Annotated in this window: 28 protein-coding genes and 1 tRNA gene; all 29 read right to left on the reverse strand. The window is 62.3% G+C overall.

Annotated features, from left to right (window positions below; translation table 11 throughout):
* Positions 1 to 264: 264 nt before the first annotated feature.
* Positions 265 to 855, reverse strand: a complete 591-nt coding sequence (locus H7C18_RS32985) for a histidine phosphatase family protein (RefSeq protein ID WP_238358127.1) — start codon at positions 853 to 855, stop codon at positions 265 to 267.
* A complete protein-coding gene (locus tag H7C18_RS32990) occupies positions 852 to 1460 on the reverse strand; it encodes a zf-HC2 domain-containing protein (RefSeq protein WP_185133391.1) in 609 nt (202 codons plus the stop codon). The genes H7C18_RS32985 and H7C18_RS32990 overlap by 4 nt, the downstream gene beginning before the upstream one ends.
* On the reverse strand, positions 1457 to 2053 hold the full coding sequence (locus H7C18_RS32995; RefSeq protein ID WP_185133392.1) for an RNA polymerase sigma factor: 597 nt from the start codon (positions 2051 to 2053) through the stop codon (positions 1457 to 1459). The genes H7C18_RS32990 and H7C18_RS32995 overlap by 4 nt, the downstream gene beginning before the upstream one ends.
* 495 nt (positions 2054 to 2548) lie before the next feature.
* Positions 2549 to 3700, reverse strand: coding sequence for a prephenate dehydrogenase (locus tag H7C18_RS33000; RefSeq protein ID WP_185133393.1), 1152 nt, complete (start codon positions 3698 to 3700; stop codon positions 2549 to 2551).
* Between the two features lie 3 nt (positions 3701 to 3703).
* Positions 3704 to 4801: a histidinol-phosphate transaminase gene (gene hisC / locus H7C18_RS33005; RefSeq protein WP_185133394.1), complete on the reverse strand. Its 1098-nt coding sequence runs from the start codon at positions 4799 to 4801 to the stop codon at positions 3704 to 3706.
* Positions 4802 to 4966: 165 nt separating this feature from the next.
* Positions 4967 to 5803, reverse strand: coding sequence for a tryptophan synthase subunit alpha (gene trpA, locus H7C18_RS33010; protein ID WP_185133395.1), 837 nt, complete (start codon positions 5801 to 5803; stop codon positions 4967 to 4969).
* Positions 5800 to 7002, reverse strand: a complete 1203-nt coding sequence (trpB, locus tag H7C18_RS33015) for a tryptophan synthase subunit beta (RefSeq protein WP_185133396.1) — start codon at positions 7000 to 7002, stop codon at positions 5800 to 5802. Before trpB ends, trpA begins: the two co-directional genes overlap by 4 nt.
* Entirely contained in the window at positions 6999 to 7694 is a 696-nt protein-coding gene (locus H7C18_RS33020; RefSeq protein ID WP_238358128.1) for a phosphoribosylanthranilate isomerase, read from the reverse strand. The genes trpB and H7C18_RS33020 overlap by 4 nt, the downstream gene beginning before the upstream one ends.
* A complete protein-coding gene (trpC, locus tag H7C18_RS33025) occupies positions 7691 to 8503 on the reverse strand; it encodes an indole-3-glycerol phosphate synthase TrpC (RefSeq protein WP_185133397.1) in 813 nt (270 codons plus the stop codon). The genes H7C18_RS33020 and trpC overlap by 4 nt, the downstream gene beginning before the upstream one ends.
* Complete coding sequence (trpD, locus tag H7C18_RS33030) at positions 8493 to 9539, reverse strand: anthranilate phosphoribosyltransferase (RefSeq protein WP_185133398.1); 1047 nt, start codon at positions 9537 to 9539, stop codon at positions 8493 to 8495. The genes trpC and trpD overlap by 11 nt, the downstream gene beginning before the upstream one ends.
* Before the next feature lie 13 nt (positions 9540 to 9552).
* Positions 9553 to 11118 carry an anthranilate synthase component I gene (gene trpE, locus H7C18_RS33035; protein ID WP_185133399.1) on the reverse strand — a complete coding sequence of 522 codons (1566 nt, stop codon included), beginning with the start codon at positions 11116 to 11118 and terminating at the stop codon, positions 9553 to 9555.
* 405 nt (positions 11119 to 11523) lie between these two features.
* Positions 11524 to 11895, reverse strand: a complete 372-nt coding sequence (aroH, locus tag H7C18_RS33040) for a chorismate mutase (RefSeq protein WP_185133400.1) — start codon at positions 11893 to 11895, stop codon at positions 11524 to 11526.
* 2 nt (positions 11896 to 11897) lie between these two features.
* A complete protein-coding gene (gene aroB, locus H7C18_RS33045; protein ID WP_185133401.1) occupies positions 11898 to 13013 on the reverse strand; it encodes a 3-dehydroquinate synthase in 1116 nt (371 codons plus the stop codon).
* Complete coding sequence (gene aroC / locus H7C18_RS33050) at positions 13013 to 14182, reverse strand: chorismate synthase (protein ID WP_185133402.1); 1170 nt, start codon at positions 14180 to 14182, stop codon at positions 13013 to 13015. The genes aroB and aroC overlap by 1 nt, the downstream gene beginning before the upstream one ends.
* A gap of 96 nt (positions 14183 to 14278) precedes the next feature.
* The gene (locus H7C18_RS33055; protein ID WP_185133403.1) at positions 14279 to 14440 is read right to left on the reverse strand and encodes a hypothetical protein; all 162 of its coding nucleotides are present in this window, start codon (positions 14438 to 14440) and stop codon (positions 14279 to 14281) included.
* A 54-nt stretch (positions 14441 to 14494) separates the two neighbouring features.
* Positions 14495 to 15316 (reverse strand): CheR family methyltransferase, encoded by an 822-nt coding sequence (locus tag H7C18_RS33060; RefSeq protein WP_185133404.1) that lies wholly within the window; start codon positions 15314 to 15316, stop codon positions 14495 to 14497.
* Between the two features lie 29 nt (positions 15317 to 15345).
* The gene (ndk, locus tag H7C18_RS33065) at positions 15346 to 15789 is read right to left on the reverse strand and encodes a nucleoside-diphosphate kinase (RefSeq protein ID WP_185133405.1); all 444 of its coding nucleotides are present in this window, start codon (positions 15787 to 15789) and stop codon (positions 15346 to 15348) included.
* 108 nt (positions 15790 to 15897) lie between these two features.
* Positions 15898 to 16872 (reverse strand): polyprenyl synthetase family protein, encoded by a 975-nt coding sequence (locus H7C18_RS33070; protein ID WP_185133406.1) that lies wholly within the window; start codon positions 16870 to 16872, stop codon positions 15898 to 15900.
* A gap of 72 nt (positions 16873 to 16944) precedes the next feature.
* The gene (locus H7C18_RS33075) at positions 16945 to 17796 is read right to left on the reverse strand and encodes a menaquinone biosynthesis protein (protein ID WP_337914040.1); all 852 of its coding nucleotides are present in this window, start codon (positions 17794 to 17796) and stop codon (positions 16945 to 16947) included.
* Positions 17783 to 18412, reverse strand: a complete 630-nt coding sequence (locus H7C18_RS33080) for a UbiX family flavin prenyltransferase (protein ID WP_185133408.1) — start codon at positions 18410 to 18412, stop codon at positions 17783 to 17785. Before H7C18_RS33080 ends, H7C18_RS33075 begins: the two co-directional genes overlap by 14 nt.
* A complete protein-coding gene (locus tag H7C18_RS33085; protein WP_185133409.1) occupies positions 18406 to 19281 on the reverse strand; it encodes a UbiA-like polyprenyltransferase in 876 nt (291 codons plus the stop codon). The genes H7C18_RS33080 and H7C18_RS33085 overlap by 7 nt, the downstream gene beginning before the upstream one ends.
* On the reverse strand, positions 19278 to 19997 hold the full coding sequence (locus H7C18_RS33090; protein WP_185133410.1) for a demethylmenaquinone methyltransferase: 720 nt from the start codon (positions 19995 to 19997) through the stop codon (positions 19278 to 19280). The genes H7C18_RS33085 and H7C18_RS33090 overlap by 4 nt, the downstream gene beginning before the upstream one ends.
* Before the next feature lie 4 nt (positions 19998 to 20001).
* Positions 20002 to 20880 (reverse strand): heptaprenyl diphosphate synthase component 1, encoded by an 879-nt coding sequence (locus tag H7C18_RS33095; protein WP_185133411.1) that lies wholly within the window; start codon positions 20878 to 20880, stop codon positions 20002 to 20004.
* 98 nt (positions 20881 to 20978) lie between these two features.
* Positions 20979 to 21524 (reverse strand): hypothetical protein, encoded by a 546-nt coding sequence (locus H7C18_RS33100; RefSeq protein WP_185133412.1) that lies wholly within the window; start codon positions 21522 to 21524, stop codon positions 20979 to 20981.
* A gap of 124 nt (positions 21525 to 21648) precedes the next feature.
* Positions 21649 to 21876, reverse strand: a complete 228-nt coding sequence (gene mtrB, locus H7C18_RS33105) for a trp RNA-binding attenuation protein MtrB (protein ID WP_185133413.1) — start codon at positions 21874 to 21876, stop codon at positions 21649 to 21651.
* Between the two features lie 143 nt (positions 21877 to 22019).
* Positions 22020 to 22096: transfer RNA gene (locus H7C18_RS33110), tRNA-Pro, on the reverse strand.
* 87 nt (positions 22097 to 22183) lie between these two features.
* Positions 22184 to 22456, reverse strand: coding sequence for an HU family DNA-binding protein (locus H7C18_RS33115; protein ID WP_126958199.1), 273 nt, complete (start codon positions 22454 to 22456; stop codon positions 22184 to 22186).
* 117 nt (positions 22457 to 22573) lie between these two features.
* Positions 22574 to 23560, reverse strand: a complete 987-nt coding sequence (locus tag H7C18_RS33120) for an ABC transporter permease (RefSeq protein ID WP_185133414.1) — start codon at positions 23558 to 23560, stop codon at positions 22574 to 22576.
* A complete protein-coding gene (locus tag H7C18_RS33125) occupies positions 23557 to 25068 on the reverse strand; it encodes a sugar ABC transporter ATP-binding protein (protein ID WP_238358129.1) in 1512 nt (503 codons plus the stop codon). Before H7C18_RS33125 ends, H7C18_RS33120 begins: the two co-directional genes overlap by 4 nt.
* Between the last annotated feature and the right edge of the window lie 75 nt (positions 25069 to 25143).

Genomic DNA, 25143 nt, shown 5'->3' on the forward strand with positions numbered 1-25143 from the left:
CCCACGATGACTCCAATCCCATAGCTTCGCTTGTGATACGAGGTCGATGCCTCTACCAGCTCAAACATGGTCATTGGGGGTAGTGGGAGAACAGTTTTTTTGACGGGTTCTTTGACCCTGAGCCACCCACGTTCTCCCGGCTACCGCCATCTTAGAACAGCCATAAAAATAGGCCAACCAGAAATCTCTGGCTGACCTAATAATACGAAAGAACACCCTTGGCAGGATGTTCTTGGGAAAACACGCGATCGAACCGCGCGCCGATTAATCGTCGTTCAGGTGGGCGGTGCAGTTGTGAAGGATCGGCACCCAGCCGTCGCCTTCCCGGTCGAGAATCGTCAGCGACAGATTGGCGATGTGCAGATCGTCCAGTCCGGTCCTTAGCGCTTGCAGCACCTGCGCCAGGAAGCTGCCGTGCGTGACGACGAGCCAACTCTCGCCGGCATGCCGGGCCGAGAAATGTTCCACGAACGCGAGCCCGCGCGCCCGAACCTGCTCATCGGTCTCCTGGCCGGGGACGTTGCCGCGCCATTTCTCGCCCCAGCGGGCGATCCGCTCCTCTTCCGTCGTTCCTTCGGCCTCGCCGAAGCTCCGCTCCCGCAGCCGGGCGTCCTTCAGCAGCGGAAGGCCCAAGCGATCGGCCAGAATCTGTCCGGTCTTCGCCGCGCGCTGCAGGTCGCTGCTGACGACGCCGTCCCATATCCAGCTCTCGTGCGCCAGCCGATGAGCCAGCCGCTGCGCCTGCATCTCGCCTTCGGCGCTCAGCGGAATGTCGGTCGCCCCCTGGATTTTGCCGGCTTTGTTCCAGGAAGTGACGCCATGGCGGATCCAGCCCATTCTCATCGCCCGGCTCATGCGCGCACCCGCGTAAACCAGTTGAGGATCAGCAGCGTCATGACGACGCCGACCAGCGAGAAGGCGACCCAGTACTCGGGCATGGCCGGCGAGACGTGAAGCACGATCGGATCGCTCAGGCTGGCCACCGGAACGTCGACGAAGACGGAGCTCTTCACATGGCTTCCGGCTTCATAAGCGTCGGCCGTCTCCATGACGCCCGTTACCGGCGCGGTACTGGCATGGAACCGCTCATAGAGCGTGTACATGAAGCCAACCAGGAACAGGGCGGTGAGCGAAGCCAGCAGCCCCCCGATTTTCAGGCGGAAACCGCGGCTGAACGAATACGAATGGCGCAGGGCGGGCATGAACCAGCGCTCTTCGGCGTAAATCCGGTTCATGACATTCTGATTGAGCTCGGCCGCCGTCGCATCGTCGCCGTAAAGCTCGTCGTCGAACTGCATGTCGCGGATGAGATTCGAGCTCTCTTCCCACAACCGGAACTCCGCCGCGCAGTCCGGACATTCGGCCAAATGCGCTTCCACCGTCAGCCGCTCGGCGCTGTCCGCCGTTCCGTCCCAGTAATCGATAAACCGCTCCTGAATAAGGCCGCAGTCGCTTTTCACCGATATTTCATCTCCTCGTACTCCTGCAAGTAAGCCGGCTCGGCGATATAAGATTCCATCTGCGCCTTGACGCTGGCGCGCGCTCGAAACAGCAGGGACTTAACGGCGCTGACCGTCTGTCCGAGAATGCTGGCGATCTCCTGATAGTCCAATCCGTCGTATTCTCGCAATATCAACGCGGACCTCTGCTTCTCCGGCAAGTTGTTGATCGCCTCCCGCACCATCGTCACCTTCTCGTTGCGCAGCAGCATCTGTTCGGGGGCCGCATCCATGGGAGCGGCGGGTATGTACGACGAATCGTCAAGCGAGAGATGGGCCGCCTTGTGCTTGCGCAGCTCGCTCAGCACCGTGTTGCGGGCGATCGTATACAGCCAGGTGGAGAAGGAAGCGTCGACTTCCCGGAACGAATTCAGACTTCGGTATGCCTTGTAGAACGTCTCGGAGCATAGATCTTCGGCCATCAGTTCAAGCCGGGCGCTGCGAAGCATCTGATATATGAAAGACAGAATCTTCTTCTGATATCTTGCCATTAAAGTTGAATATAATTCGACGTTGCCGTCCTTGATTTCCCGAATCAATTGAGAATCGGTCATGAATGTTCTCGATCCTCCCCCCGCACCAGGGCGATCGTTCAAGGCCGCGATACCTGTTATACCGGCCAAAAACGAAAAAGTTGCGCGAACAAGCGCGCATTCTTTGAAAAAGTCCAGTATTTTACATACTTATCGTTATTGTAACATAAGCACTGGAGGGTAAAGCTTAAATTATTTTAAAATTAAAGCAGGCAATGTTCTCCAGCCGCGCTCCGCTCTTAACTGTATATGCAGGTTGGGAATATCCGAATTCTGGTTTTGTTCCCAAGAAAACGCTCGCATTTTTTTGAAAGCGCTTATTGACAGAATGGAAACGGATACAATATAATAAAAGCACAGTATGGTTTCTCTCCACTCCTATCCAATACTTGCACACTGTGCGCCCACCCGGTTTCGGGTGGTTTTTTTTTTGCCTCGGGGCGTCCCTTCGAAAAGAAAAAGCCGGACGGGGAAGCGAAACGCCTCCCGCCCGGTCCGGCTGCAACGCGCTTTCCGTTAAAAATAAACCTCGTACCCCAGAGAAGGAATGAGCGCCACGGCCCGCTCCAGATCGGCCGCTTCCCGGAACGACAGCCGCAGCACCCCCGGCACGTCCTCGCGGCTCTCGATAATGTGCAGGTTGCTCAGGTTGATGCACGCCTGGCCGAGCTCGGTCGCGATCCGGCCGATGACGCCCGGCTGGTCCGGCACGTTCACGTAGCATTCGTGCAGCGACGTAATCATGCCTTTGCGCCGTTCCGGCAGCTGGCTGCGGAATTCCCCCGCCGCGCGGAACCGTTCGGCGATGCCTTCGCCGTCTTCCGCCTCGAGCAGCCTCCGGAACCCGTCGATCTCCCGCTGCCAGTCGTCCAGCAGACCGAGCAGAACGCCGCGGTTATTGGTCAGAATATCCCGCCAAACTATCGGATCTCCGGAGGCGATCCGGGTAATGTCGCGGAAACCGCCGGCCGCCAGCCGCCGGTACAGGTCGTTCGCCTCGTTGTAGGAAGCGACCTGATTGACGAGCGCGACCGCGATGATGTGCGGCAGATGGCTGATCGCGCCGACGATGGCGTCGTGCGAATCCGCGTCGATCGCGACGACTTTGGCGCGCGTCCACTGCAGGAGCTCCCGAAGCGACTCGATCGCTTCCGGGGACGTCGAGGCGGTCGGCGTCAGCACGTAGTAAGCGTTCTCGAACAGATCCGCTTTTGCCGCCTCCGCTCCCGACCGCTCCGACCCGGCCATCGGATGTCCGCCGATGAACGTCGCGCCCTGGAGCCGCAGCCGCTCCGCATGGGCCACGACCGACGCCTTCGTGCTGCCGACGTCGGTGATAATGCAGCCGGGCTTCAGCGGAAGGCTCGCCAGGCGATCGATATAATCGTTCAATAGGCTCACCGGCACGCAGACGAAAAGAAAATCGGCGTCCAAGGCGGCTTCTTCCAGCGAAGTCGTCGCTTCGTCCACGATTCCGAGCGCCACGTACTTCTCCGCCGACTTCGGATTGACGGAGTGGCCGACGATCCGGTAGCCCGGTTTCCCCTTCCAGCAGAGCGCGAGCGAGCCGCCGATCAGGCCGGCGCCGAAGATCGCGATCTTCTTGACCGGCTGACTTTGTACCGTACTTATGTCCGAGCGGCTAAAACCGCTGATGTCCGTTCCCATCCGCTACACCCGGGCGGCAAGCTCTTGAAGGACGGCCTCCAGAGCGGCGATGACCTTGGCGTTCTGCTCCGCGCTGCCGACCGTGATGCGGACGGAAGTCGGATAATGTTTGTGCCCCGCCCTGACGATGACGCCCTTGCGCAGCAGCGCGTCGAACACTTCGCCGGCCGGACGCTTGACGTCGACCATGATAAAATTGCCGTATGCCGGGAAATAAGACAGTCCCAAACGGTCGAACTCGCCCTGCAGGAAGGAGATTCCTTCCTTGTTCGCCTTGCGGCAGCGCTCGATGAATTCGTTGTCCTGAAGCGAGGCCAGCGCGGCCGCCTGGCCGAACCGGGACGTGTTGAACGGTTCGCGCACTTGATTGATCGAGCGGATCAGCTCCGCGCGCCCGATGCCGTAGCCGATGCGCAGGGATGCGAGGCCGTAGATTTTGGAGAAGGTGCGCAGCAGCACCAGGTTCGGATATTTGCGCAGCAGCGCCAGTCCGTCCGGGAACGAAGGATCGTCGATATACTCGCAATAAGCCTCGTCCAATACGACCATAACGCTGGACGGCACCTTCGACAGAAACCATTCGACTTCGTCGTGGGTGACGATCGTGCCGGTCGGGTTGTTCGGGTTGCAGATCCAGACGATCTTCGTCTTCGGACCGACCTTGTCGAGCATCCCTTTCAAGTCGTGCGTCCCTTGAACGAGCGGCACTTCGATGACGACGCCGTTCTCGATCTCGATGTTGTGGCGGTATTGCGGGAACGTCTGGTCCGCCGTGATATTCTCGTCTCCCGGCAGCAGGAACGCGCGCGCGATCATCAGAATGACCTCGTCGGATCCGGCTCCGAAAATAATCTGGTCGGGATTGACGCCATGCCGCTTCGCCAGCGCCTCCGTCAGCTCGACGGCCGCTCCGTCCGGGTAGATGCTCACGTTTTCGACCTCGCGCTTGATCGCTTCGACCGCCTTCGGCGAGCACCCGAACGGATTCTCGTTCGAAGCCAGCTTGATCACCTCGGTCAGCCCGAGCTCGCGTTTTACTTCTTCGATGGGTTTGCCCGGCTGGTAGACCGGCAGGTGGACGATATTCGGTTTCGGTTGCATCGGATAACCTCCTGTAAGGCCGTTGCGTTTGATGGGGACAACGAAAACGGAGCGTTTCCGCTCCGCAGATAGCAAGCTGTATTCTATTGTGACATATGGACGGGCGGCTGTACAGATGGTTTGTTTCAATCCACGCTCCCGTGCGAGGAGCGGATTAACGCCCCTTTAGCGGGACGCAGCGGCGCGCGGCTTCAAGCCGGCAATGAACGATTGCACCGCGTCGATGCCGGCCTTGCGGCTCTCGGCGCCTTCCTCGGTCAGCTGCGGCAGCACCTCCTCGACTTTGCGCACGATGGCGCTGCCGACGATGACCCCGTCGCACTGCCGAGCGAAGCGTTCCGCCTGCTCGCGGCTCGAGATGCCGAAGCCGATGCAGATCGGCACCGGCGAAGCTTTGCGGACGGTGGCGAGAAACGCATCGATGCCGGCGTGGAAGTCCGACCGGACGCCGGTCACGCCGAGCGACGAGACGCAATAGACGAAGCCGCGCGCCTGCGACGCGATCCGTTCGACCCGAGCGTCGGACGTCGGCGCCACCAGCGGAATCAGATGAATGCCGGTTCGCTCCGCGACGGCGCGGACCTCGCCGTCTTCTTCGAGCGGCAGGTCGGGAATAATGACGCCGCTGAAGCCGTGCTCCTGCAGCAAGGAAAAGAACTGCTCCAGTCCGAGCTGCAGCGCCGGATTGAAGTAAGTAAACAGGATAAAGGGCATTTTGACGCCCAGCTTGCGGGCTTCCGTCGCCACCTGCATGCAGTCGGTCAGCGAAATCCGGTTTTTCAGCGCGCGCTCCGAAGCGCGCTGGATGACCGGACCGTCGGCGAGCGGATCCGAATACGGCACGCCAAGCTCGATCATGTGCGCGCCGGCCGCTTCGGCCGCCCGCACCAGCTCGACCGAAGCGGCGAGATCGGGGTCGCCCATCGTCAGAAACGGAATGAGCGCCGTCTCTCCCTTCGCTTTCAGCTCGGCGAAGACGGTGTCGATCGCGTTTGCGCTCATCGCGTTTCACCTCCCGTGATATAAGGCATGATCGCCTCGACGTCCTTGTCGCCGCGGCCCGACAGGCTGACGACGATAATCGCGTCCTTCGGCAGCGTCGGCGCCAGCTTCATCGTCTGCGCGACCGCGTGCGACGACTCCAGCGCCGGGATGATGCCCTCCTGGCGAGACAGCAGCTGCAGCGCCTCCAGCGCTTCCGCGTCGGTGATCGGCACGTACTCCGCGCGCTTGCTGTCCTTCAAGTAGGCGTGCTCCGGCCCGATGCCCGGATAGTCAAGCCCCGCCGAGATCGAGTGGGCTTCCTGCACCTGCCCGCCTTCGTCCTGCAGCACGTAGCTCATCGACCCTTGGAAAACGCCCGGACGCCCTTTCGTCATCGTAGCCGCATGCTTGTCGGTGTCGACCCCGCGTCCGGCCGCTTCGACGCCGACGAGCCGCACCGATTCGTCTCCGACGAACTGATGAAAAATGCCCATCGCGTTGCTGCCGCCGCCGACCGCGGCGACGATCACGTCGGGCAGACGTCCTTCCGATTGCAAAATCTGCTCCCGCGCCTCGACGCCGATGATCCGCTGGAAGTCTCGCACGACCATCGGATACGGATGCGGGCCGGTCACGGACCCGAGAATATAGTAAGTATCGTCCACATGGCTGACCCAGTAGCGCAGCGTCTCGTTGCACGCATCCTTCAGCGTCCGCGTTCCGGACAGCACCGGCACCACTTCGGAACCGAGCAGCTTCATGCGGAACACGTTCAGCTGCTGGCGCTTCGTGTCCTCCTCGCCCATGAACACCTTGCACTCCATGCCGAGCAGAGCCGCGACGGTCGCGGTCGCCACCCCGTGCTGGCCCGCTCCGGTCTCGGCGATGACTTTCTTTTTGCCCATCCGCTTGGCGAGCAGCGCCTGGCCGAGCGCGTTGTTGATTTTGTGCGAGCCGGTGTGGTTCAAGTCTTCCCGCTTCAGATAGATTTTCGCCCCGCCCAGATGCTTGGTCAGCCGCTCCGCGTAGTAGAGCGGCGAAGGGCGTCCGGCGTACTGCATCAGCAGATACCGAAGCTCCTCCTGAAAGTCCGCGTCGTTCTTATATCGGTTATACGCCTCTTCCAGCTCGAACAGCGCGTTCATGAGCGTCTCCGGAACGTAGCGCCCCCCGAACGGGCCGAAGCGTCCGTCCAGATCCGGTACTTGAATCGTCATCCTCGTTTCACCCTTTCTGCGAATGCGGCGATTTTGCCGATGTCCTTGACTCCGTCCGTCTCCACGCCGCTGGAGATGTCCACGCCGTCCGGCTCATAGCGGGACAGAAGCTCGTCCACGTTTTCCGGGTTTAGCCCCCCAGCCACGAACAGCTTGAACCCCAGTCGGTGCGCGCGCTCCAGGTAAGAGGGAATCCGCTCCCACCGGAAAGTGCGGCCCGTGCCGCCTCCCGCCGTATCCAGCAGCACGGCCGATACCGCGCCCTTGTACGCTTCGAGCCGCCCGGGTCCGCGAACCGTCCCGCTCTCTTCCGCCTCTTCCTCGTCGACGGACAATGCGCGCCAAACTTCCACGCCGAACCGGCTGCCGACCTCCCGGCAGAAGTCCGGCGTCTCGTCGCCGTGAAGCTGAACGACGTCCAGCTTCGCCGCGGCCACGGCATCCGCCAGTTCCTCCATCGTCGGGTTGACGAACACCCCGACCGTCAGCGGCGCCGCGCCCCCGGCCATCGCCGAACGCCCGACCGCTTCCCGCAGCCGGGCCGCCTGTTCCGCCGTGACCTGCCGGCGGCTCTTCGCGAAGACGAAGCCGACGTAGTGGACCGGCAAGCCGTTCATGTCCGCGACGGTAGCTTCTTCGCGAATGCCGCAAATCTTCACCAGCGGCCGAGCGCCGACCTCCATCGCGGTCATGGCCGGTCGCCTTCCTTCGATGCCGGCCCGAGCAGCTCGTTCACCGCTTCCTCCACATTATCCTGGCGCATGAACCGTTCCCCGACGAGCACCGCCTTGGCGCCGGCCCGGCGCACGAAGCCGATGTCGTCCGGCGTGGAGATCGCGCTCTCGCTGATCGCGGTCACGCCGGACGGCATCAGCCCGATCAGCTCCTCCGTCGTCTTGAGATCGGTCGTGAACGTATGCAAGTCGCGGTTGTTCACCCCGATCAGCGACGCTTGCCCGAGCTCCAGGACGGTCTCCAGCTCCTCGCGGTTATGCACTTCGACGAGCGCATCGAGACCGAGCGAACGCGCGAGGTCGTGGAACGAGCGCAGCTGCTCCTTCGTCAGGATCGCCGCGATCAGCAGCACCGCGTCGGCGCCGATCAGACGGGCCTCGTAGATCTGCCGTTCGTCGATCGTGAAGTCCTTGCGCAGCAGCGGAACGTTCACCGACGCCCGCACGCGGGTCAAATAGTCGTTGCTTCCTTGAAAATAGTCCCGGTCCGTCAGCACCGAAATGCAATCGGTGCCGGCCCGTTCATACGCCTCCGCCAAAGCGACCGGTTCGAAATCCGGCCGGATGAGGCCCTTGGACGGGCTCGCCTTCTTCACTTCCGCGATCAGGCCGACCGGCCGCTTGCGCTTGCCTTCCTTCAGGGCGGCTTCAAAGCCGCGGCACGGAGGCATGACGGAGATCGTCCGCTCCGCGTCGGCGATGACGAGCGTTTCGGCGAGACGCTCCGCTTCCTGCCGCTTGGTGGCCACTATCCGATCAAGAAACATAGCTCACTTCTCCCGTCGTCGCAATCCATTGCTGCAGTTTGTCCAGCGCCTTGCCCGAATCGATCGTCAGGGCCGCGACCCGCACCCCGTCCGCCAGCGAATCCGCCCGGCCGGCGACGTAGATGCACGCGCCCGCGTTGGCCAGCACGACGTCGCGGTAGGCGCTTCGCTCGCCGGCCAGCACGCGGCGAATGATCGCGGCGTTTACCGCCGCGTCTCCGCCTTTGACTTCGCCTAGGGGGACCGTATCCAGGCCGATCTCCTCCGGCGAAATATCGTAAGTCGTCACTTCTCCGTTCCTCAGCTCGGAGATGCGCGTCGGCGCGGAGATGCTGATCTCGTCCAGCCCGTCGTGGCTGCCGACGACCATCGCCCGCTTCAGGCCGAGCCGCTTCAGCACGTTCGCGACCGTCTCCGTGCGGGACCGGTCGTACAACCCCATGAGCTGGCGGTCGGCGTTCGCCGGGTTGGCCAGCGGCCCGAGCATGTTGAAGATCGTCCGCACGCCCAGCTCGCGGCGGGGAACGGCCGCATGCTTCAGGGCCGGATGGTACAGCTGCGCGAACATGAAGCAGATGCCGGTGCGTTCCAGGCATTCGGCCGCCTGCTCCGCCGTCAGCCCGATGTTGACCCCGAGCGCCTCGAGCACGTCGGCGCTGCCGGCTTTGCCCGACATCGCGCGGTTGCCGTGCTTGGCGACGCGGGCGCCCGCGGCGGCCGCGATGATCGCCGAGGACGTCGAAATGTTGAATTTATGAATGCCGGAACCGCCCGTTCCGCACGTATCGAGCAAGTCCTCGCGCTCCGTGCTCACCCGGTCCGAGAACGACCGCATCGCTTCCGCGAAGCCGGTAATCTCGTCCACCGACTCGCCCTTCATCCGCAGCGCGACGACCACTCCGGCGATTTGCGACGGCGTCGCCTCTCCTTTCATGATAAGGCTCATCACGCCGCGAGCTTCCTCCAGCGTCAAGTCGCCGCCCCCGGTCAGCCTCGCCAGCGCCTGCGGCATCGTCAACATCGCGTCCCCGCTCATCGTCTCTCCTCCTTCAGGCATAGTCCAGATTCGTCCGGCGGTCGCCGGCCAGCGCCAGCTTCGCGTCGCCGCGCGCCGGGAAAGCCGCTTCGGCCGCGCGAATCGCCTTGAGCAGCGCCTTCGCCTTGTTGACCGTCTCCTCGTATTCCTTCTCGGGGACGGAATCCGCGACGACGCCCGCTCCCGCCTGCACGTAGGCTTTGCCGTTCTTGAAGATGATCGTGCGGATCGTGATGCACGTGTCGAGGTTGCCGTTGAAGCCGAGATAGCCGATCGCGCCCGCATAAGCGCCGCGCGCCTCGTTCTCCAGCTCGGAGATGATCTCCATCGCCCGCAGCTTCGGCGCTCCGGATACCGTTCCGGCCGGCAGGCACGACAGGAAGGCGTCGAAGAAATCTTTGTCCTCCCGCAGTTTGCCCGTGACGTTGGAAACGATATGCATCACGTGGGAGTAACGCTCGATCTCCATGTACGTGTCGCACTTGACCGATCCGAACGCCGCTACCCGGCCCAGGTCGTTGCGGCCCAGATCGACGAGCATGACGTGCTCCGCCCGTTCCTTCTCGTCGGCGAGAAGCTCCCGCTCCAGCTCCGCGTCTTCCTCCGGCGTCTTGCCGCGGGGACGGGTGCCGGCGATCGGCCGCGTCTCGACGCGGTCGCCGTCGACCTTGACGAGCAGCTCCGGCGAAGTGCCGACGATGACCTCTTCGTCCAGCTTCAGCACGTACATGTACGGAGACGGGTTCATCGTCCGCAGCACCCGGTACACCTGAAGCGGATCGACTTCGGTCTCGATATGGAAGCGCTGGGACAGCACCACCTGGAAAATGTCGCCGGCGCGAATATACTCCTTCGCCTGTTCGACGTTGCGGATAAACTGTTCGCGGGTGACGTTGGAGCGGATGTCGCCCAGATCCGGATCGGCCGGCGGCGCTCCTGCCGCCGCCGTATTCGGCGATGGGCCGCGCAGGCGGCGAATGTCGGCTTCGATACCTTCGCACGCCTTCTCGTAAGCCGCTTCGATGTCCGCGGCCGTTCCGCCCTCCGGCACGTGCACGTTGCCGATGACGAGCACCTGCTGCTTCAAGTGGTCGAAGACGATGACCCGGTCGCAGAACATGAACTGCATGTCGTCCATGACCAGATCGTCGACCGAATGCGGAGGCAGCTTGCGCTCATAGTACTGGAGCAGGTCGTAGCCGAAAAAGCCGATCGCGCCTCCGGTGAACGGAGGCAGCTCCTCCAGCGCGGGGCTGCGATAGCTTCGCAGCCGCTCCCGCAGAAGCTTCAGCGGCTCGTTCGTCGCGAACGACGTCTTGCGTCCCCCTTCCTCCAGCGTCACCTTGTTTTTTTTCAACCGCAGAACGAGAAAAGGGTCGGTGCCGATAAACGAGTATCGCGCCCATTTGATGCCGCCCTCCACGCTCTCCAGCAAAAAGGCTCTGCGGTCCCGGCTGAGCTGCCGAAACACCCGTATCGGGGTTTCGGTGTCGGCCAGCAGCTTGCGGACCACGGGAATGACATTGTATCGCTCGGACAAACGAATCACTTGCCGAAGCTCCTGCTCGCGCTGTTCCATTGTTCCTTCTCTCTCCTCTCCAAGCCGCACCGGGATGCGGGCTTGCCGGTCATCGATCGCTCGATTTTCCATGCCGAATCAAATGCGAGCGGGCTTTGGGTTGTCCGGTGAAGAATGGTAACTCGCCCAACAAAAAAGCACCTCCGCGGCAGCAGAGGTGCGCTCGATAGCAACGGTACGGACAGGCGTCACGCCTTCTCGGACTGGCAACCCCGCAGGGCCGCTCCGACAGGCCAGCCTTCCTGATGCCGACTCCCTCCACTGCAGCGCCCAAGGCGCTCCGAGGTCCGGCCGCTCCGCTCATCTCGTCTCTGCTCGCAAGACTTTCGCGTAAGTCGTCGTCCCTCCGGCCGACGGTTCCGCGCCAAGTCATGCCCTAACTATAGCACCGGCGGACGGCCGACGTCAACGGTTCTGCAGCAAATCCGGCCGCAGCACTTGAGCTCCGCCGAGATAGACGTGCCGCATTTCGTGCTGATTCAGATCGGTATTGACGAGCACCATAAACCGGATGCACCGTTCCAGGCTGCCCTCGACCGGGATCTCCACCGAGCACATGAGCGGCACGTACTCCCATCCGTCCAGCTCGCGAATCGCCTTGGCGGGAAACGCGGCGTCCAGATCTTGCGTGACCGTAATGTAAACGCAGGCGACGTCTTCGGCAGCGATGCCGTTGACTTCGACGATTCCTTTGACCAGTTCTTCCGCCGCATCCAATATCAACTTCGATTCGTTGGCCGCCACCGTAATGGCGCCCCGGATTCCTCTCACGCTCATGGCTAGCCGGTCTCTCCCTTCAATTGTTCCACGATGTCGCGAACCCACGCCGCCTGAACGTCGCCTCGGATCTCCACTTCCCCGATTCGCTTCGGCACGACGAACACCATCGCGCCTTCCGTGAACTTCTTGTCATGCTGCATCGCGCTCATGATCGCATCGGTATCGTAGCCGGCCGGAATGCGGACCGGCAATTCGAATTTGCGCAGCAGCCGTTCCGTCTCGGACGCGAGCTCCTCGCCGTAACCGAACTTGGCCGCCAGGCGCGCCGCGCCGACCATGCCGATCGAGATCGCTTCGCCGTGCAGCAGCTGGTTGTAGCTGCCGACCGCTTCGAGCGCGTGGCCGATCGTATGGCCGAGGTTCAGGATCGCGCGCAGGTCGTTCTCCCGCTCGTCCCGCGAGACGACGATCGACTTCACCCGGCAGCCTTCGTACAGCGCATGGCCGAGCGCCTCGTCGTCCAGCGCCAGCAGCTTGTCCGAGTTCCGGTCGCACCAGGACGTGAATTCGGCATCCCAGATCAGGCCGTGCTTGACGACTTCCGCGAACCCGGAACGGATCTCCCGAGGCGGCAGGCTCTTCAGCGTATTCAGATCGTACAGAACGAATTCCGGCTGATGGAACGCGCCGATGATATTCTTGGCCAGCTTGTGATTGACCGCCACCTTGCCGCCGACGCTGCTGTCGTGGGCCAGAATCGTCGTCGGCACCTGCACGAAGCGAACGCCGCGCATGTAAGCGGCGGCGACGAAGCCCGCCAGATCGCCGACGACGCCGCCTCCGAGGGCCACGACCGTGGAACGGCGGTCAAGCCCGGCTTCCAAGGCCTCCGTAATCAGGTCGTTGAACTGAGCCAGCGATTTGGACTGCTCTCCCGACGGCACGACCGCCGTCGCGACGGAATAGCCGGCGTCCTTCAGCGAGCGCTCGAGCTTGCCGGCGTACAGCCCGACGACCGATTCGTCCGCGACTAGCAAAATCGGCGACTTCTTCGGGAAGCCGCATTCCTCGAAAAGGCTTCCCGCGCGCTCCAGCAGACCGGTTCCGATTCGAATCGGGTAAGACCTCTCTCCCAGCTCTACCGTCAGCTCCCGAATCTCCGTCTCCCCGGCCATCAGTATTCCGCCACCTGTCTCAGGTAGTTGTCGTAATTCGCGCGAATCTCTTCCATCGAATCGCCGCCGAATTTCTCCAGGAACGCCTTCGCCACTTCCCAGGCGACGACGCTCTCCATGACGACGCTGGCCGCCGGCACCGCGCAGGCGTCCGACCGCTCGACCTGGGCCGCGAACGCCTCCTTCGTGTCGATATCGACGCTCTGAAGCGGCTTGTACAGCGTCGGAATCGGCTTCATGACGCCGCGGACGACGATCGGCATGCCGTTCGTCATGCCGCCCTCGAAACCGCCGAGCCGGTTGCTTGCACGGTGGTAGCCGCGCTCTTCCGAATACAGGATCTCGTCGTGCACTTGCGAGCCCGGGCGCTCCGCCGCCTCGAAGCCGATGCCGAACTCGACGCCTTTGAAAGCATTGATCGAGACGACCGCCTGCGCGATCCGTCCGTCCAGCTTGCGGTCCCATTGCACGTGGCTGCCGAGGCCGACCGGGACGCCGGCCACGATGCACTCGACGACGCCGCCGATCGAATCGCCGTCCGCCTTCGTCTGGTCGATCAGCGCGATCATCTTCGCTTCCGTCTCGGCGTCGGCGACGCGCACCGGCGATTCCTCGGTTCTGGCGATCAGCTCGTCCAGCGGCAGATCGGGCGTCTTTGCTACGATGCCGCCGATCGAGACGACGCGGCCGGCGACTTTGATGCCGAACGCTTCCAGCAATTGGCGGGCGATTGCGCCGACGGCGACCCGAACCGCCGTCTCGCGCGCGCTGGACCGCTCCAGCACGTTGCGCAGGTCCTTGAGATCGTATTTGAGGCCGCCGTTCAAATCGGCATGTCCCGGGCGGGGCCGATGAATCCGGCGCTTCGCCTCGTCGCCGCCTTCGATCGGCTCGACGTTCATGACGCTCGTCCAATGCTTCCAGTCGTTGTTCGCGACGACGAGCGCGACCGGCGCGCCGGTCGTCCGACCGTGCCGGACGCCGCCGAGAACTTGCGCGGTATCCTTCTCGATCTGCATCCGCCGTCCGCGGCCGTGGCCTTTCTGGCGGCGAAGCAGCTGGAAGTTCAGCGCTTCGAAATCGATCTCCAGGTTGCTGGGCAATCCTTCAATAATAGCGGTAAGCTGCGGTCCATGCGTTTCCCCCGCGGTCAAATAACGTAAACTCAAGTGTTAGTCCTCCCTGCGACGCTTTATTGCTTCAACCCGATAACGTCTTTGCTCATTATAGCTCAGGCCCGAAGATTTTGACAAGAAAACAGCCCGTCACGAACGGACGGACTGTTTCGGTGCGACGGGCGGATGGTCGGGCAGCGTCTCCCGCACGAGGCCGAGCAAATCCACGCTGTCGAGACCGAGGATTTGCGCGCATTCCTGCGAGGAGATCAGCCCGCGGCGGTAAGCGGCGATCACTTTGCGCTTGTCCATGGGTGCCTCCGGTAGGAAGATGGGTATTCTTAGTATCGCGCTGCGCGCTTATCCTCATACCGTGCGCCGGTAGAAAAACGTATCCGCCGTCTCAAGCCCGTATTGCGCCGGCGTGAAAATCTGTTCCGTGCTGCCGACGAAGAGCAATCCCCCCGCTTTCAGCGCGTTCGCGAAACGGCCGTACAGCCCCCTCTTCGCCTCTTCGGTAAAATAAATCATCACGTTGCGGCAGACGATCAGGTCGAATCGCTCTCCGAACGGGTCGAGCAGCAAGTTGTGTTTCCGGAACTTCACCGCCTTCTTCAACCGGTCGGAGACGCAGTAGGCCCCGTCCTTTTCCTGAAAGTAGCCTTTCACGAACTCCTTCGGCACTTCCCGGAGGGAACGTTCCAGGTAGACACCCTCCCTCGCCTTGGCCAGGACGCCTTCGTCGATGTCCGTCGCCAGGATCGATGCCGCGTCCAGCGCGCCCAGCTTGTCCAGAATCATCGCCAGCGTGTAGGGCTCCTCGCCCGTCGAGCAAGCGGCGCTCCAGATGTTCAGCCTTGGAGAAGCTTTGAGCAGCGCGGGCAAAAACTGGTTCATCAGCACTTGCCAGCGGTTCGCGTTCCGCCAGAACTCCGAGACGTTGATCGTCATTCGGTCCAAAAATTCGTTGCGCAGCCGGGCATCGCCCATCAATGCCGCGAAGTAGGCATCGAAGTCGGCGAAGCCGTGCTTCATCCGCAGCGTCGTCAGCCTGCGGCGCATCTGCGTCTCCTTATACTGCGACAGGTCGATCGAAGTCGCCTTGCGGACATTGGCCACGAAGCGGGCAAAATCCGCATCCTCGGGCGACAGCCCCTCCGGCGCAAAGGCTCTTGTCTGGTCGCTCATGCCGGTTCCCCGCTCCCCTTATGCGACGGTCAAATCCACGTTTGCACGGCTTTCTCGTAATCGGCGAGCTCCGACGGATCGAAAAAGATGCCGATCTCCCGCTCCGCGCTCTCGCGGGAATCCGAGCCGTGAATCAAATTGAAATTCGTATGTATGGCGTAGTCGCCGCGGATCGTACCGGGCGCCGCTTCCAGACCGTTCGTCTTGCCGATAAGCTGGCGGGCGGCCGTTACGGCGTCGTCGCCTCTCCAGACCATGGCGAAGACCGGACCGGACGTAATGAAGGCGAGCAACCGGTCGTAGAAATCTTTGCCTTCGTGCTCCGCGTAATGGCGCTTGGCCTGCTCCTGCGACACTTGCATCAGCTTCGCGCCGACAAGCTGCAGTCCTTTTCGCTCGAACCGGGCGACGATGTCGCCGATCAAGCCGCGCTGAACGCCGTCGGGCTTCACCATCAAATACGTTCTCTCCACGATCGATCCTCCTTTTTTGCCCTCATTTTAACATAAACCGCAGCGCCTGTGAAAAAAGCTGTCGATTTTCAAGCGGATCTTTCGAAGGACCGATCCGGCTAACGGTTCCTAATAGGTACGCTGCGCGACGAATTTGGCGATATCGGCCAAGTTGCGCCGCGCCGAAATGTCGGGCAGCTGCTCCAGCACGCGCAGCGCCTTCGCGGTATAACGGTCCGCCAGCTTCTCCGAGAGCCGGACTCCCTGGCTGGAGCGGACGAGCTTGACCGCCCTGGACGAATCGGCCGCGTCTTCGCTCTCGCGAATGCGCGCGATCTCCGCGAGCAGCTCCTCGCGGATGCCGGGCTCCTCCAGCGCGTACAGCACCGGCAGCGTCACGTTGCCTTGGCGCAGATCGCTGCCCGGAGGCTTGCCGATCTTCTTCTCGGTGCCGCAGATGTCCAGCAGGTCGTCGGTGATCTGAAAAGCCATTCCGACCTGGTATCCGTAACGGTACAGCAGATTGCACACGGCCTCCGGCGCCCCGGCGGCGATCCCGCCGAGCTGGCAGCTGATGGCGATCAGCAGCGCCGTCTTCCGGCGAATGCGCCGCAAGTAATGGCGCACGGTCTGCTTCGTATTGAAAAAGTCGCGGATCTGCTCCATCTCGCCGATGCACATCTGCACGATCGCGCCGGACAATATCTGATGGATCCTCGGGTTTTCCAGCTGGCTGGCCACGACGAGCGCCTTGCCGTTGATGTAGTCCCCCGTGAACATGGCGATCCGGTTGTCCCACTTCGCTTTGACGGTCGGCTGGCCGCGCCGCGTATCGGCGTCGTCGATGACGTCGTCGTGCACGAGCGACGCCATGTGGATCAGCTCCAGCGCAGCCGCGGCGTATTGGATCCGGTCCAGGGAATACCGGCCGAACTTTCCTCCCAGCAGCACGATGACCGGCCGCAGCCGCTTGCCGCCGGCCTTGAGCAGATGCTGGGCGGATTCGCCGAGCAGCGGCAGGTCGGACGACACGCTCGCCGCCAGCAGGTCCTCGATCTTCTGCAAGTCGGATTTGAGCGAAGCGTACAGTTGCATGAGCTTCAATAGATTCACCCTCGGTTAGGATTAAAAGTTCGGCGAGGAACAAGGGCGCCTGCGCCGAAACTTACCAGGATTTCATGCATAGACGGCGTCGGGCCAGTCCGTCAGGGACACCGGCTCCGCAAGCAGGCCGAGTTCCCTCGCGTATTGAAAGTACAAGCTCAGTCCCGCGCGCTGCTTGGCGCCGAAGTCGTGGCTGAGCCCGGCGAAATAGCAGCGCCAGTAGCTCTCCGTGCCCCCGATGCGCCGGACCGCTTCGGATACGAGCGGTTCGGGGTTTTCCGCCGATCTGCGCTTGGAGGCCAGCAGCGCGCGATAAATCTCGCCGACCGCCTCCGGATGCCGGCGCGCCGAATCGCGCCGGACGGCCCAGACCGCGTAGGTCATCCCATGCCCCGTCCAAAGCCGCCACAGGTCCCCAAGGTCGAGCACCCGGTAGCCGTGCTCCCGCCAGGAAGCGCGGATCGCATGGTCTCCGATGAGTAGGGCGGCGTCCGCCCGCTCGAGCATCGCGTCCAGGTCCGGCTCGGCCGTCTCGTAGACGGGTCGGCCTCCGTAAAACTTCTCCATGACGATCTTCAGCAGGTTCACGGTCGTCGCCGACGTCGTCGTCATGGCAATCTTGCCGAAGCGTACTTTCTCCATCGGGGACTTCACGAACAGAAGAAGCGACTGCACGCGCCCGAAGCTGCTCACCGACAGGTCGGGCAGCAGCCAGTAATCGTCGGCGTTCAGACCGTAAGCGAACGAGGAGACGGCCGAGACGTCGATCTCTCCGGTCCGGAGCATGCGGTTAAGCTCCGCCGGCATGCCGTAGACGAGCTCCGACCGGCACTCGAGCCGCTCGGGGCGAAATTCGTGAAAAACCGGCCAGACATTCGCGTAATCGATGCGGCCGATGCGCAGAGGGGCATCAGAAGTTGACATCATCGGGCTCTCCCCACCTTCGGAACAAGCGGTGCGGAATTCCCATTCCGTCCATCACTTTTCCCACAATGAAATTGACGGCGTCGTCCAGCGTTTGCGGCCCTTGGTAAAAAGCCGGCATCGCCGGCACGATCCGCACGCCGAGCCGCGCGAGCTTGAGCATGTTCTCCAGATGAATCGCGTTAAGCGGAGTTTCCCGGGGAACGAGCAGCAGCGGCCTTCCTTCCTTGAGCGTCACGTCCGCCGCCCGCGCGATCAGGTTGTCCGACGCGCCGTGGGCGATGGCCGACAGCGTCCCCATCGAGCAGGGGACGATCGCCATCCCCTCGCAGCGGAACGACCCGCTGGCGATGGCCGCGCCGATATCGCCGGGAGGGTAATAGGTCAGCCGCGGATCGCCTTCTTCGATTCCGAGCCCGGCCCGCAGCGACTCCTTGCGGCGCGCGGCGTCCCAGCCGAGCTCCTCCTTGAGCACGCGCCAGCCTGCTTCCGAGACGACGAGATGGACATGAACGCCGGCGGAGATCAGCTCCCGGCACAGCCGAACGCCGTAGATCGCGCCGCTTGCCCCGGTCCAGCCGACCGCCCAACGAACGGGCCTTTCCGCCGTCACCATGATTTCACCACCACGAGATCAATGAAGGTGAAGACGAGAACGACCGTGCTGACGACCCAGTTCATGGTGAAAAAGGCCGCCTGCAGCTTGCTCATGTCTTGCGGAGATACGAGACGATGCTCGTAGATGAGCAGCCCGGCCGATACGACCGTGCCGGCCAAGTACCACCAGCTCAGGTCCGTCGTGGCGAGCAGCAGCGCGAAGCCGACGATCGTCAATGCGTGCATGACGCGGGCGATCCTCAGCGCCTTCTCGATGCCGAACCGGGCCGGAATCGAATAAAGGCCTTCCTTCCGGTCGATCTCGATATCCTGGCACGCATAGATGATGTCGAAGCCGGCCGACCAGATCGCAACCGTAAGATAGAGGATGATGGCGGGAAGCGAGATCGTGCCGGTGACCGCCACCCAGCCTCCGAGCGGCGCCAGTCCGAGCGTGAGGCCAAGCACGACGTGGCACAGCCAGGTGAACCGCTTCGTGTAAGAATAGAAGACCGTCATGAAAACCGCGACCGGCAGCAGCTTCATCGCCAGATCGCTTAGCTGCGAAGCCGCCCAGAACAGCAGGGCGAACGAAGCGAGAATGAAGAGGATCACTTCCCCCGCCTTGAGCAAGCCGGCGGGAATGGCCCGCTTCTCCGTGCGCGGGTTGCGGGCGTCGATCGCCCGGTCGATGACCCGGTTCAGCCCCATGGCGGCGCTCCGCGCGCCGACCATCGCCATGAGGATCCAGCCGCATTGCGCCCAGCTCGGCAGATGATGGTTCTCCGTCACCGCTCCGAGAATCGTTCCGACGTACGCGAACGGCAGCGCGAACATCGTATGTTCAATCTTGATCATTTCCAGAAAAACTTTGATTTTGCGAATCATGCCCCGTCGTTCCCCTTCGTTCCGATGTGCAATGCCGCCACGCCTCCCGTTAGCGGGTAGGCGCGAACGTTGCGCAGACCGGTTGTCCGGAACATCTCCGCAAGCGCCTGGAGGTCGGGAAACGAGGCGAGCGATTCCGGCAGCCAGCGGTATTGCTCGTATCTCTTGACGAGCCACTTGCCGAGCAGCGGAAGCAGCTTTTCGAAGTAAAAGTAATATAGCGCTTTGAACGGCTGCCAGGTCGGCTTCGACAGCTCCAGACAGACGACTTTGCCCCCGGGCTTCACGACGCGTCTCATCTCCCGGATGACCCGCTCGTAATCCGGCACGTTGCGAAGGCCGAATCCGATCGTCACGAAGTCGAAGGTATTGTCCGGGAACGGAAGCGACATCGCGTTGCCCTGAATCAGCTCGATCGTTCCCCCAAGGTCAAGCTTGTCTACCTTGGCTTGACCTATATCCAGCATGTTGCGGCTGAAATCGAGGCCGACCGTACGCCCGCCCCGGCTCTCCCGGGCCAGGGCGATCGTCCAGTCGCAGGTGCCGCAGCACAGGTCGAGCGAGCTCTGGCCCGGCTGAACGTTCATCTTGCGCATCGTGAACTTGCGCCATGCCTTGTGCCGCCGAAAGCTCAGCACGTCGTTCATCATATCGTACTTCGGTGCGATGCTCTCGAACACGGCATGCACGTGGCTTTGTTTGGATTCGGCGTCCATGCGCTCACCCCAGTTCTGTCATCACTGTCGCCGGCATCGGGCCTAGCGCGTTCAGAAACGGCTGCACCAACGCTTGCAGCTCCTTGCCCAGCTTTTCGGAAGGAAGCCGCTGCATCAGGTTCTGCAGCTGAATGACCGCCTGCCGCAGCAGCTCGCCGAGCTTCTCGGATACGGCATACTTGTCCATAAGCTGGCTGACCGCTCCGGGATCGTCCCGGCGATCGGCCAGCGCGCGCCGGTCTTCCTCCGAACCTTCCTGCAGCACGTGCCAGAACCCCCAGCCTTCCGTCGGCCGGCCGGGATTCTCCAGCCGTAGCTTCTCCTGCAGCAGCAGCTCGCAGCGCGCGAAGCGCTCGACCACCTCGGGCCAGAGGCGCTCGTACAGGCCGCCCATCAGATGCGTAAACGAGAGAAACAGGCCGGATTTAAGCTCCGCCCCGTGCCGCAAATACTCCTCCGCATCCAGTCTCATTTGCTTCATCTTGGTATAGAACAGCACTTTGATCCGGTTGATGTCGCAGATCGCGTCACCGAGCCGGCGAACCATATCGATCTGGCCCGCCTGGGAGAGCAGATTGTAGAACCGGCCGCTGAAATAATCCCCGGCCAGCACTTTAAGCTGGCGCGCCCGCATGCCGAGCGTGCCGCCGCGCCCCGAAGGCGGCTCGTCGTCTACCAGATCGTGCGTATCGAGCCCCATCTGCACGAGCGAAGCGACGACGGCCAGAAGATCCTTGTAGGACGACGCGGCCGGCTGCTGGGACAGCACGAGGTGCAGCAGCCGGACTCGCCCCTCCGGAAAATCCGGCAGGTCCGTGTGGATCGCGATCATATCGTAATCCATGTATTGGTGGGCCATTTGTGCCAGATGGTTACGTGTCATTGTTCAGCCTCCGAGCGTTCAAAGGAAGCACCAGGTCCTTTGGCATGGCTATTATTATAACATATTCATCCGGCCCCCGCATAAGAGAGGGCCGGAATTCACGATTTCGCAAAATATCGGTTCCATCGCTCGCCGATCGGCGTCCATTCGGGATTCAGCTTGCCGGACCACGCCGGGCTCGTTCCGCTCTCCCCCGCGTTTAACTCCTCCAAGGATTTCCAGTCTTCGGCTGTCGTATCCCCCGAGAGAAGCAGCGTTCGCGTTCCGTCTTCCGCCGCGTAAACGCGCAACAGCAGCCTGCGGACGTTCGACAGCTGCCCGAACGACAGTCGCACCAGCTTGGCGGAGTCCCTCCAGACGACGGCCGGCGCCCCCGAGGAGCGGTCGATGCTCAGATCGACCGACAGAATGGAATGATCCCAGCCGACCCGCAGCAGCCTTTCTTCCAGAGGCAGCGCGGCGAAAGCGTCCGCTACCCGATCCTCCGTCAGCTTCTCCACGCGCAGCGGCGTGAACGCCGCGCTCGCCTCCCGGCCAGCCTGCGACCGCTCCGCGAGCCGCGGCAGCTGCCCGAGCAGCACGACGACCGCAAGACCGGCTGCGAGCAGCCGCGCCATGAGCCATGCCCACCGCCTGTCCGCCATAACGGGTCCTTCCTTTCTCCGCGATGATTCCCCCTCTCCCATTGTACAAATAAAAAAGGCAGGCTATGCCTGCGAAAGTCCCTTCCGGCCGGAAAGCCGACGTCCGGGTCCGCGCCGCAGGCGCTTACTCGTCCGTCTCCACGACGCCGTACCTCGTGAAGAGCGTCGCTTTGCCCCGAATCTTGATCGCCGACGTGTGGTCCGTAAACTGCGCGATCAGCACTTCCCCGCGGTCCAGCTTCTCCGTATGGTGAAACCGGGTGTCCTGTCCGCGCGTAAGCCCGATGACGTGAACCCCGCCTTCCTTCGCCTTCACGACGATATAATCCCCGTTCGTAGGCAATGCTTCCATGGATGAGATCGCCTCCTTATGCTGTCTACCACTATGAACCAACGGCTCGGTTTCTGTCAATAAAAAGACCACTTTGCTCTGGAAGAGAAAGTGGTCTTCTTCGCCTAGGCGGAGCTTGAAGCAGCGCCGTTATGCTTATGTAATGGTCGGAGTAGCGGGATTCGAACCCACGGCCTCATCCACCCCAAGGATGCGCGCTACCAGGCTGCGCTATACCCCGTAAGAAAGTACGAGAGTGATTATAGCACAGGCACAGAGATGAGCGCAACCCTTTGGGCCCCTCACAAAACTAAGCAAATTCGGCAGCTTATTTAATGCCTTCCTTCAAGGCTTTGCCCGGTTTGAAAGCCGGAATCTTGCCGGCCGGAATTTCGATCTCGACGCCGGTTTGCGGATTGCGTCCCTTGCGGGCGGAGCGTTCGCGCACTTCGAAGTTGCCGAAGCCGACGAGTTGAACCTTGTCTCCGTTCTGGAGAGCTTCCGAGATGACATCGAACACGGCGTCGACCGCTTGGGTCGCGTCCTTCTTCGACAAGTCCGTCAATTCGGATACTTTGGCGATCAGTTCGGTTTTATTCATGACATTCACCTCCCGGGGCGGATAACTGGCTTGTTAACTGTTTATCCGTTTCATCGAAAATTATACACAGAGAAGAAGCGAATTTTCAAGCGTGACGCGGCCGGAACCGGTTTGATGTCACGTTTTTTTGCGGCTGAGGTGGATAAACGTGACCGCCAGCGCCAGAACGAGCACCGCGCCTTTGATGATATCGGTCGTATAATACTGCACGTGCAGCATCGTCAGTCCGTTGATCAGCACGCCGGTCAGCACCGCGCCGACGAACGTTCCGATAATGTTCGGTCTCCCGGCGCCGAACACCGAGTAGCCGACGAACACGGCGGCGACGGAGTCCATCAGCATCGGCGCTCCCGCGTCGATCTGGCCGGAGCCGACGCGCGCGGTGTACAGGATGCCGCCGATGGCGGCGAACACGCCCGAGGCGACGTACGCCCACGTGCGGATCCGCTTGACGCGGACGCCGGACAGGCGCGCCGCCTCCTCGTTGCCGCCCGTCATCGTCGTCTGGCGGCCCTGCCGGGTGTACTTGAAGAAGATGTGCGCGCCGATGACCGCGACGATCATCAGAATGACCGGGAACGGCACGCCGAGCAGCTTGCCCTGGCCGATCCAGAGAAAGTGCGGATTCATGACGCCGGGCGCCTTCGTCCCGTCCTGGAACTGCATGTTGTTGTAGACCGAGTAGCCTTTCGTATACGTCTTGTGAATGCCGCTGACGATGTACATGACGGCGAGCGTCGCCAGCAGGTCGGGGATGCGCACCTTGACGATCAGGAAGGCGTTCAGCAGGCCGACCAGCGCGCCGATGACGAGCGGAACGACGATGACGAGAACGAGCGGCATCTGGTACCAGATCATCATCGTCGCCGTTGTTACCGTCGTCAGGGAGACGGTGGAGCCGACCGACAGATCGAAGCCGTCGACGGTCAGCGAGATCGTGACGCCGATCGCCACGAACGTCAGGATCGAGATCGATCTCAGGATGTCCATCAGGTTGCTGTACGTAAAGAAATATTCGTTGTATAGCGAGAAGAATACGAGCACGAGGGCGATGAAAATCAGCGCTCCGTACTTGAACGAGAACTGCGAGATTTTGTGGTTCACTTCAAATCCTCCCTGCCCGCGCTGGCGTACAGAAGCAGATCCTCCTGCGTCGCTTCCCCGCGTGCGAATTGTTTGACGATGCGGCCGTCGCACATGACCAGAATCCGATCCGCCAGCCCGAGCGCCTCCGCGAATTCGCAAGTCAGATAGACGATTCCTTTCCCTTGGCGCGCCAGCTCCCCGATGATCCGGAAGATGTCCCGCTTGGCGCCGACGTCGACCCCTTTGGTCGGCTCGTCGAACAAGAACACCTTGGCGTCGGTGCTCATCCACTTGCCGATGGCGACCTTCTGCTGGTTGCCTCCGCTCAGGAAGCCGGTTAATTGGCCGGGCGACGGCGTCTTGATGCCGAGGCGGCCGATCATGTCTTCGGCGTGCCGGCGCTCGCCGGGGCCGGAGATGAAGCTGAAGCGCGCGAGCGACTTCAGGATCGGCAGGCTCAAGTTATGAAGCACCGACGAGCCGACGAAAATCCCTTCCTTGCGACGTTCTTCCGGCACGAGCACGATGCCCGAGCGCACGGCGTCCGCCGGCGCGGCGCTGGCGACCTTTCGGCCTTCCAGCGCGACCTCCCCTTGGTCGGCCGGATCCGCTCCGAACAGCAGGCGCGACAGCTCCGTCTTGCCCGCTCCGACTAGCCCGACGACGGCGACGACTTCGCCCTCCCGGACGGTCAGATCGACGCCTTTGACGCGATGTCCGGCCGTCAGCCCTTTCACTTCCAGCAGCGTATCGCCGATGGGGGCGTCCGTCTTCGGAAATTCTTCTTCGAAGCTTCTGCCGAGCATCGCCCGCACGATATCGCCGGCTTGCATGCCCGCCGCCGGCTCGCTGAGCACGACCCGGCCGTCGCGCATGACGGTGATCCGATCGCTGACGCGGGTCACCTCGGGCAGCCGGTGCGAGATGAAGACGATGCCGATGCCCGCCTTCTTGAGCCCGTTCATTATGCCGAACAGCCGCTCGGCTTCCTCCAGGCTAAGCGGCGCGGTCGGCTCGTCCAGGATGACGAACTTCGCCTCTTCCACCAGGAGACGCGCGAGCAGCACGATCTGTTTCTCCGCGAGCGTCAGCTCGTCAGCCCGCTTGCGCGTCGGGATCCGGGAGCCGACCCGCGCCAGCGCCTCTCCGGCTTCGCGGTGCAGATTGCCCCAACGGAGCCAGGCGCTGCCCTTGGGCGAAGCGAGCCGGTCGAGCATGATATTCTCCGCCACGGACAAGTGGGCGATCAGCGACGTATCCACCTCCTGGTACACGCAGTGGATTCCCGCGCGCTTCGCGTCGGAAGGCGAGCGGATGTCGAGCCGCTCGCCGTTGATCCGAATCTCGCCCTCGTCCGTCTCGTAGGCGCCGGACAAAATCTTCATCAAGGTGCTCTTCCCGGCGCCGTTGGCGCCGAGCAAGGCGTGAACCTCGCCGCCGGCGACCGTGAAGTCGACGCCCTGCAGCGCCCGAACGCCCGAGAACGACTTCCCGATGCCGGCCATCGTCAGTGTATTGCCGTTCATGACGCGGCTTCCTCCTCTCTCTCGCTGGCTTCCGCCAGTCTTCCAGACAGCAGCAAACGGCGCGGTCAATCCCCG

This window comes from Cohnella zeiphila (assembly GCF_014212055.1).
Taxonomy (GTDB): domain Bacteria; phylum Bacillota; class Bacilli; order Paenibacillales; family Paenibacillaceae; genus Cohnella; species Cohnella zeiphila.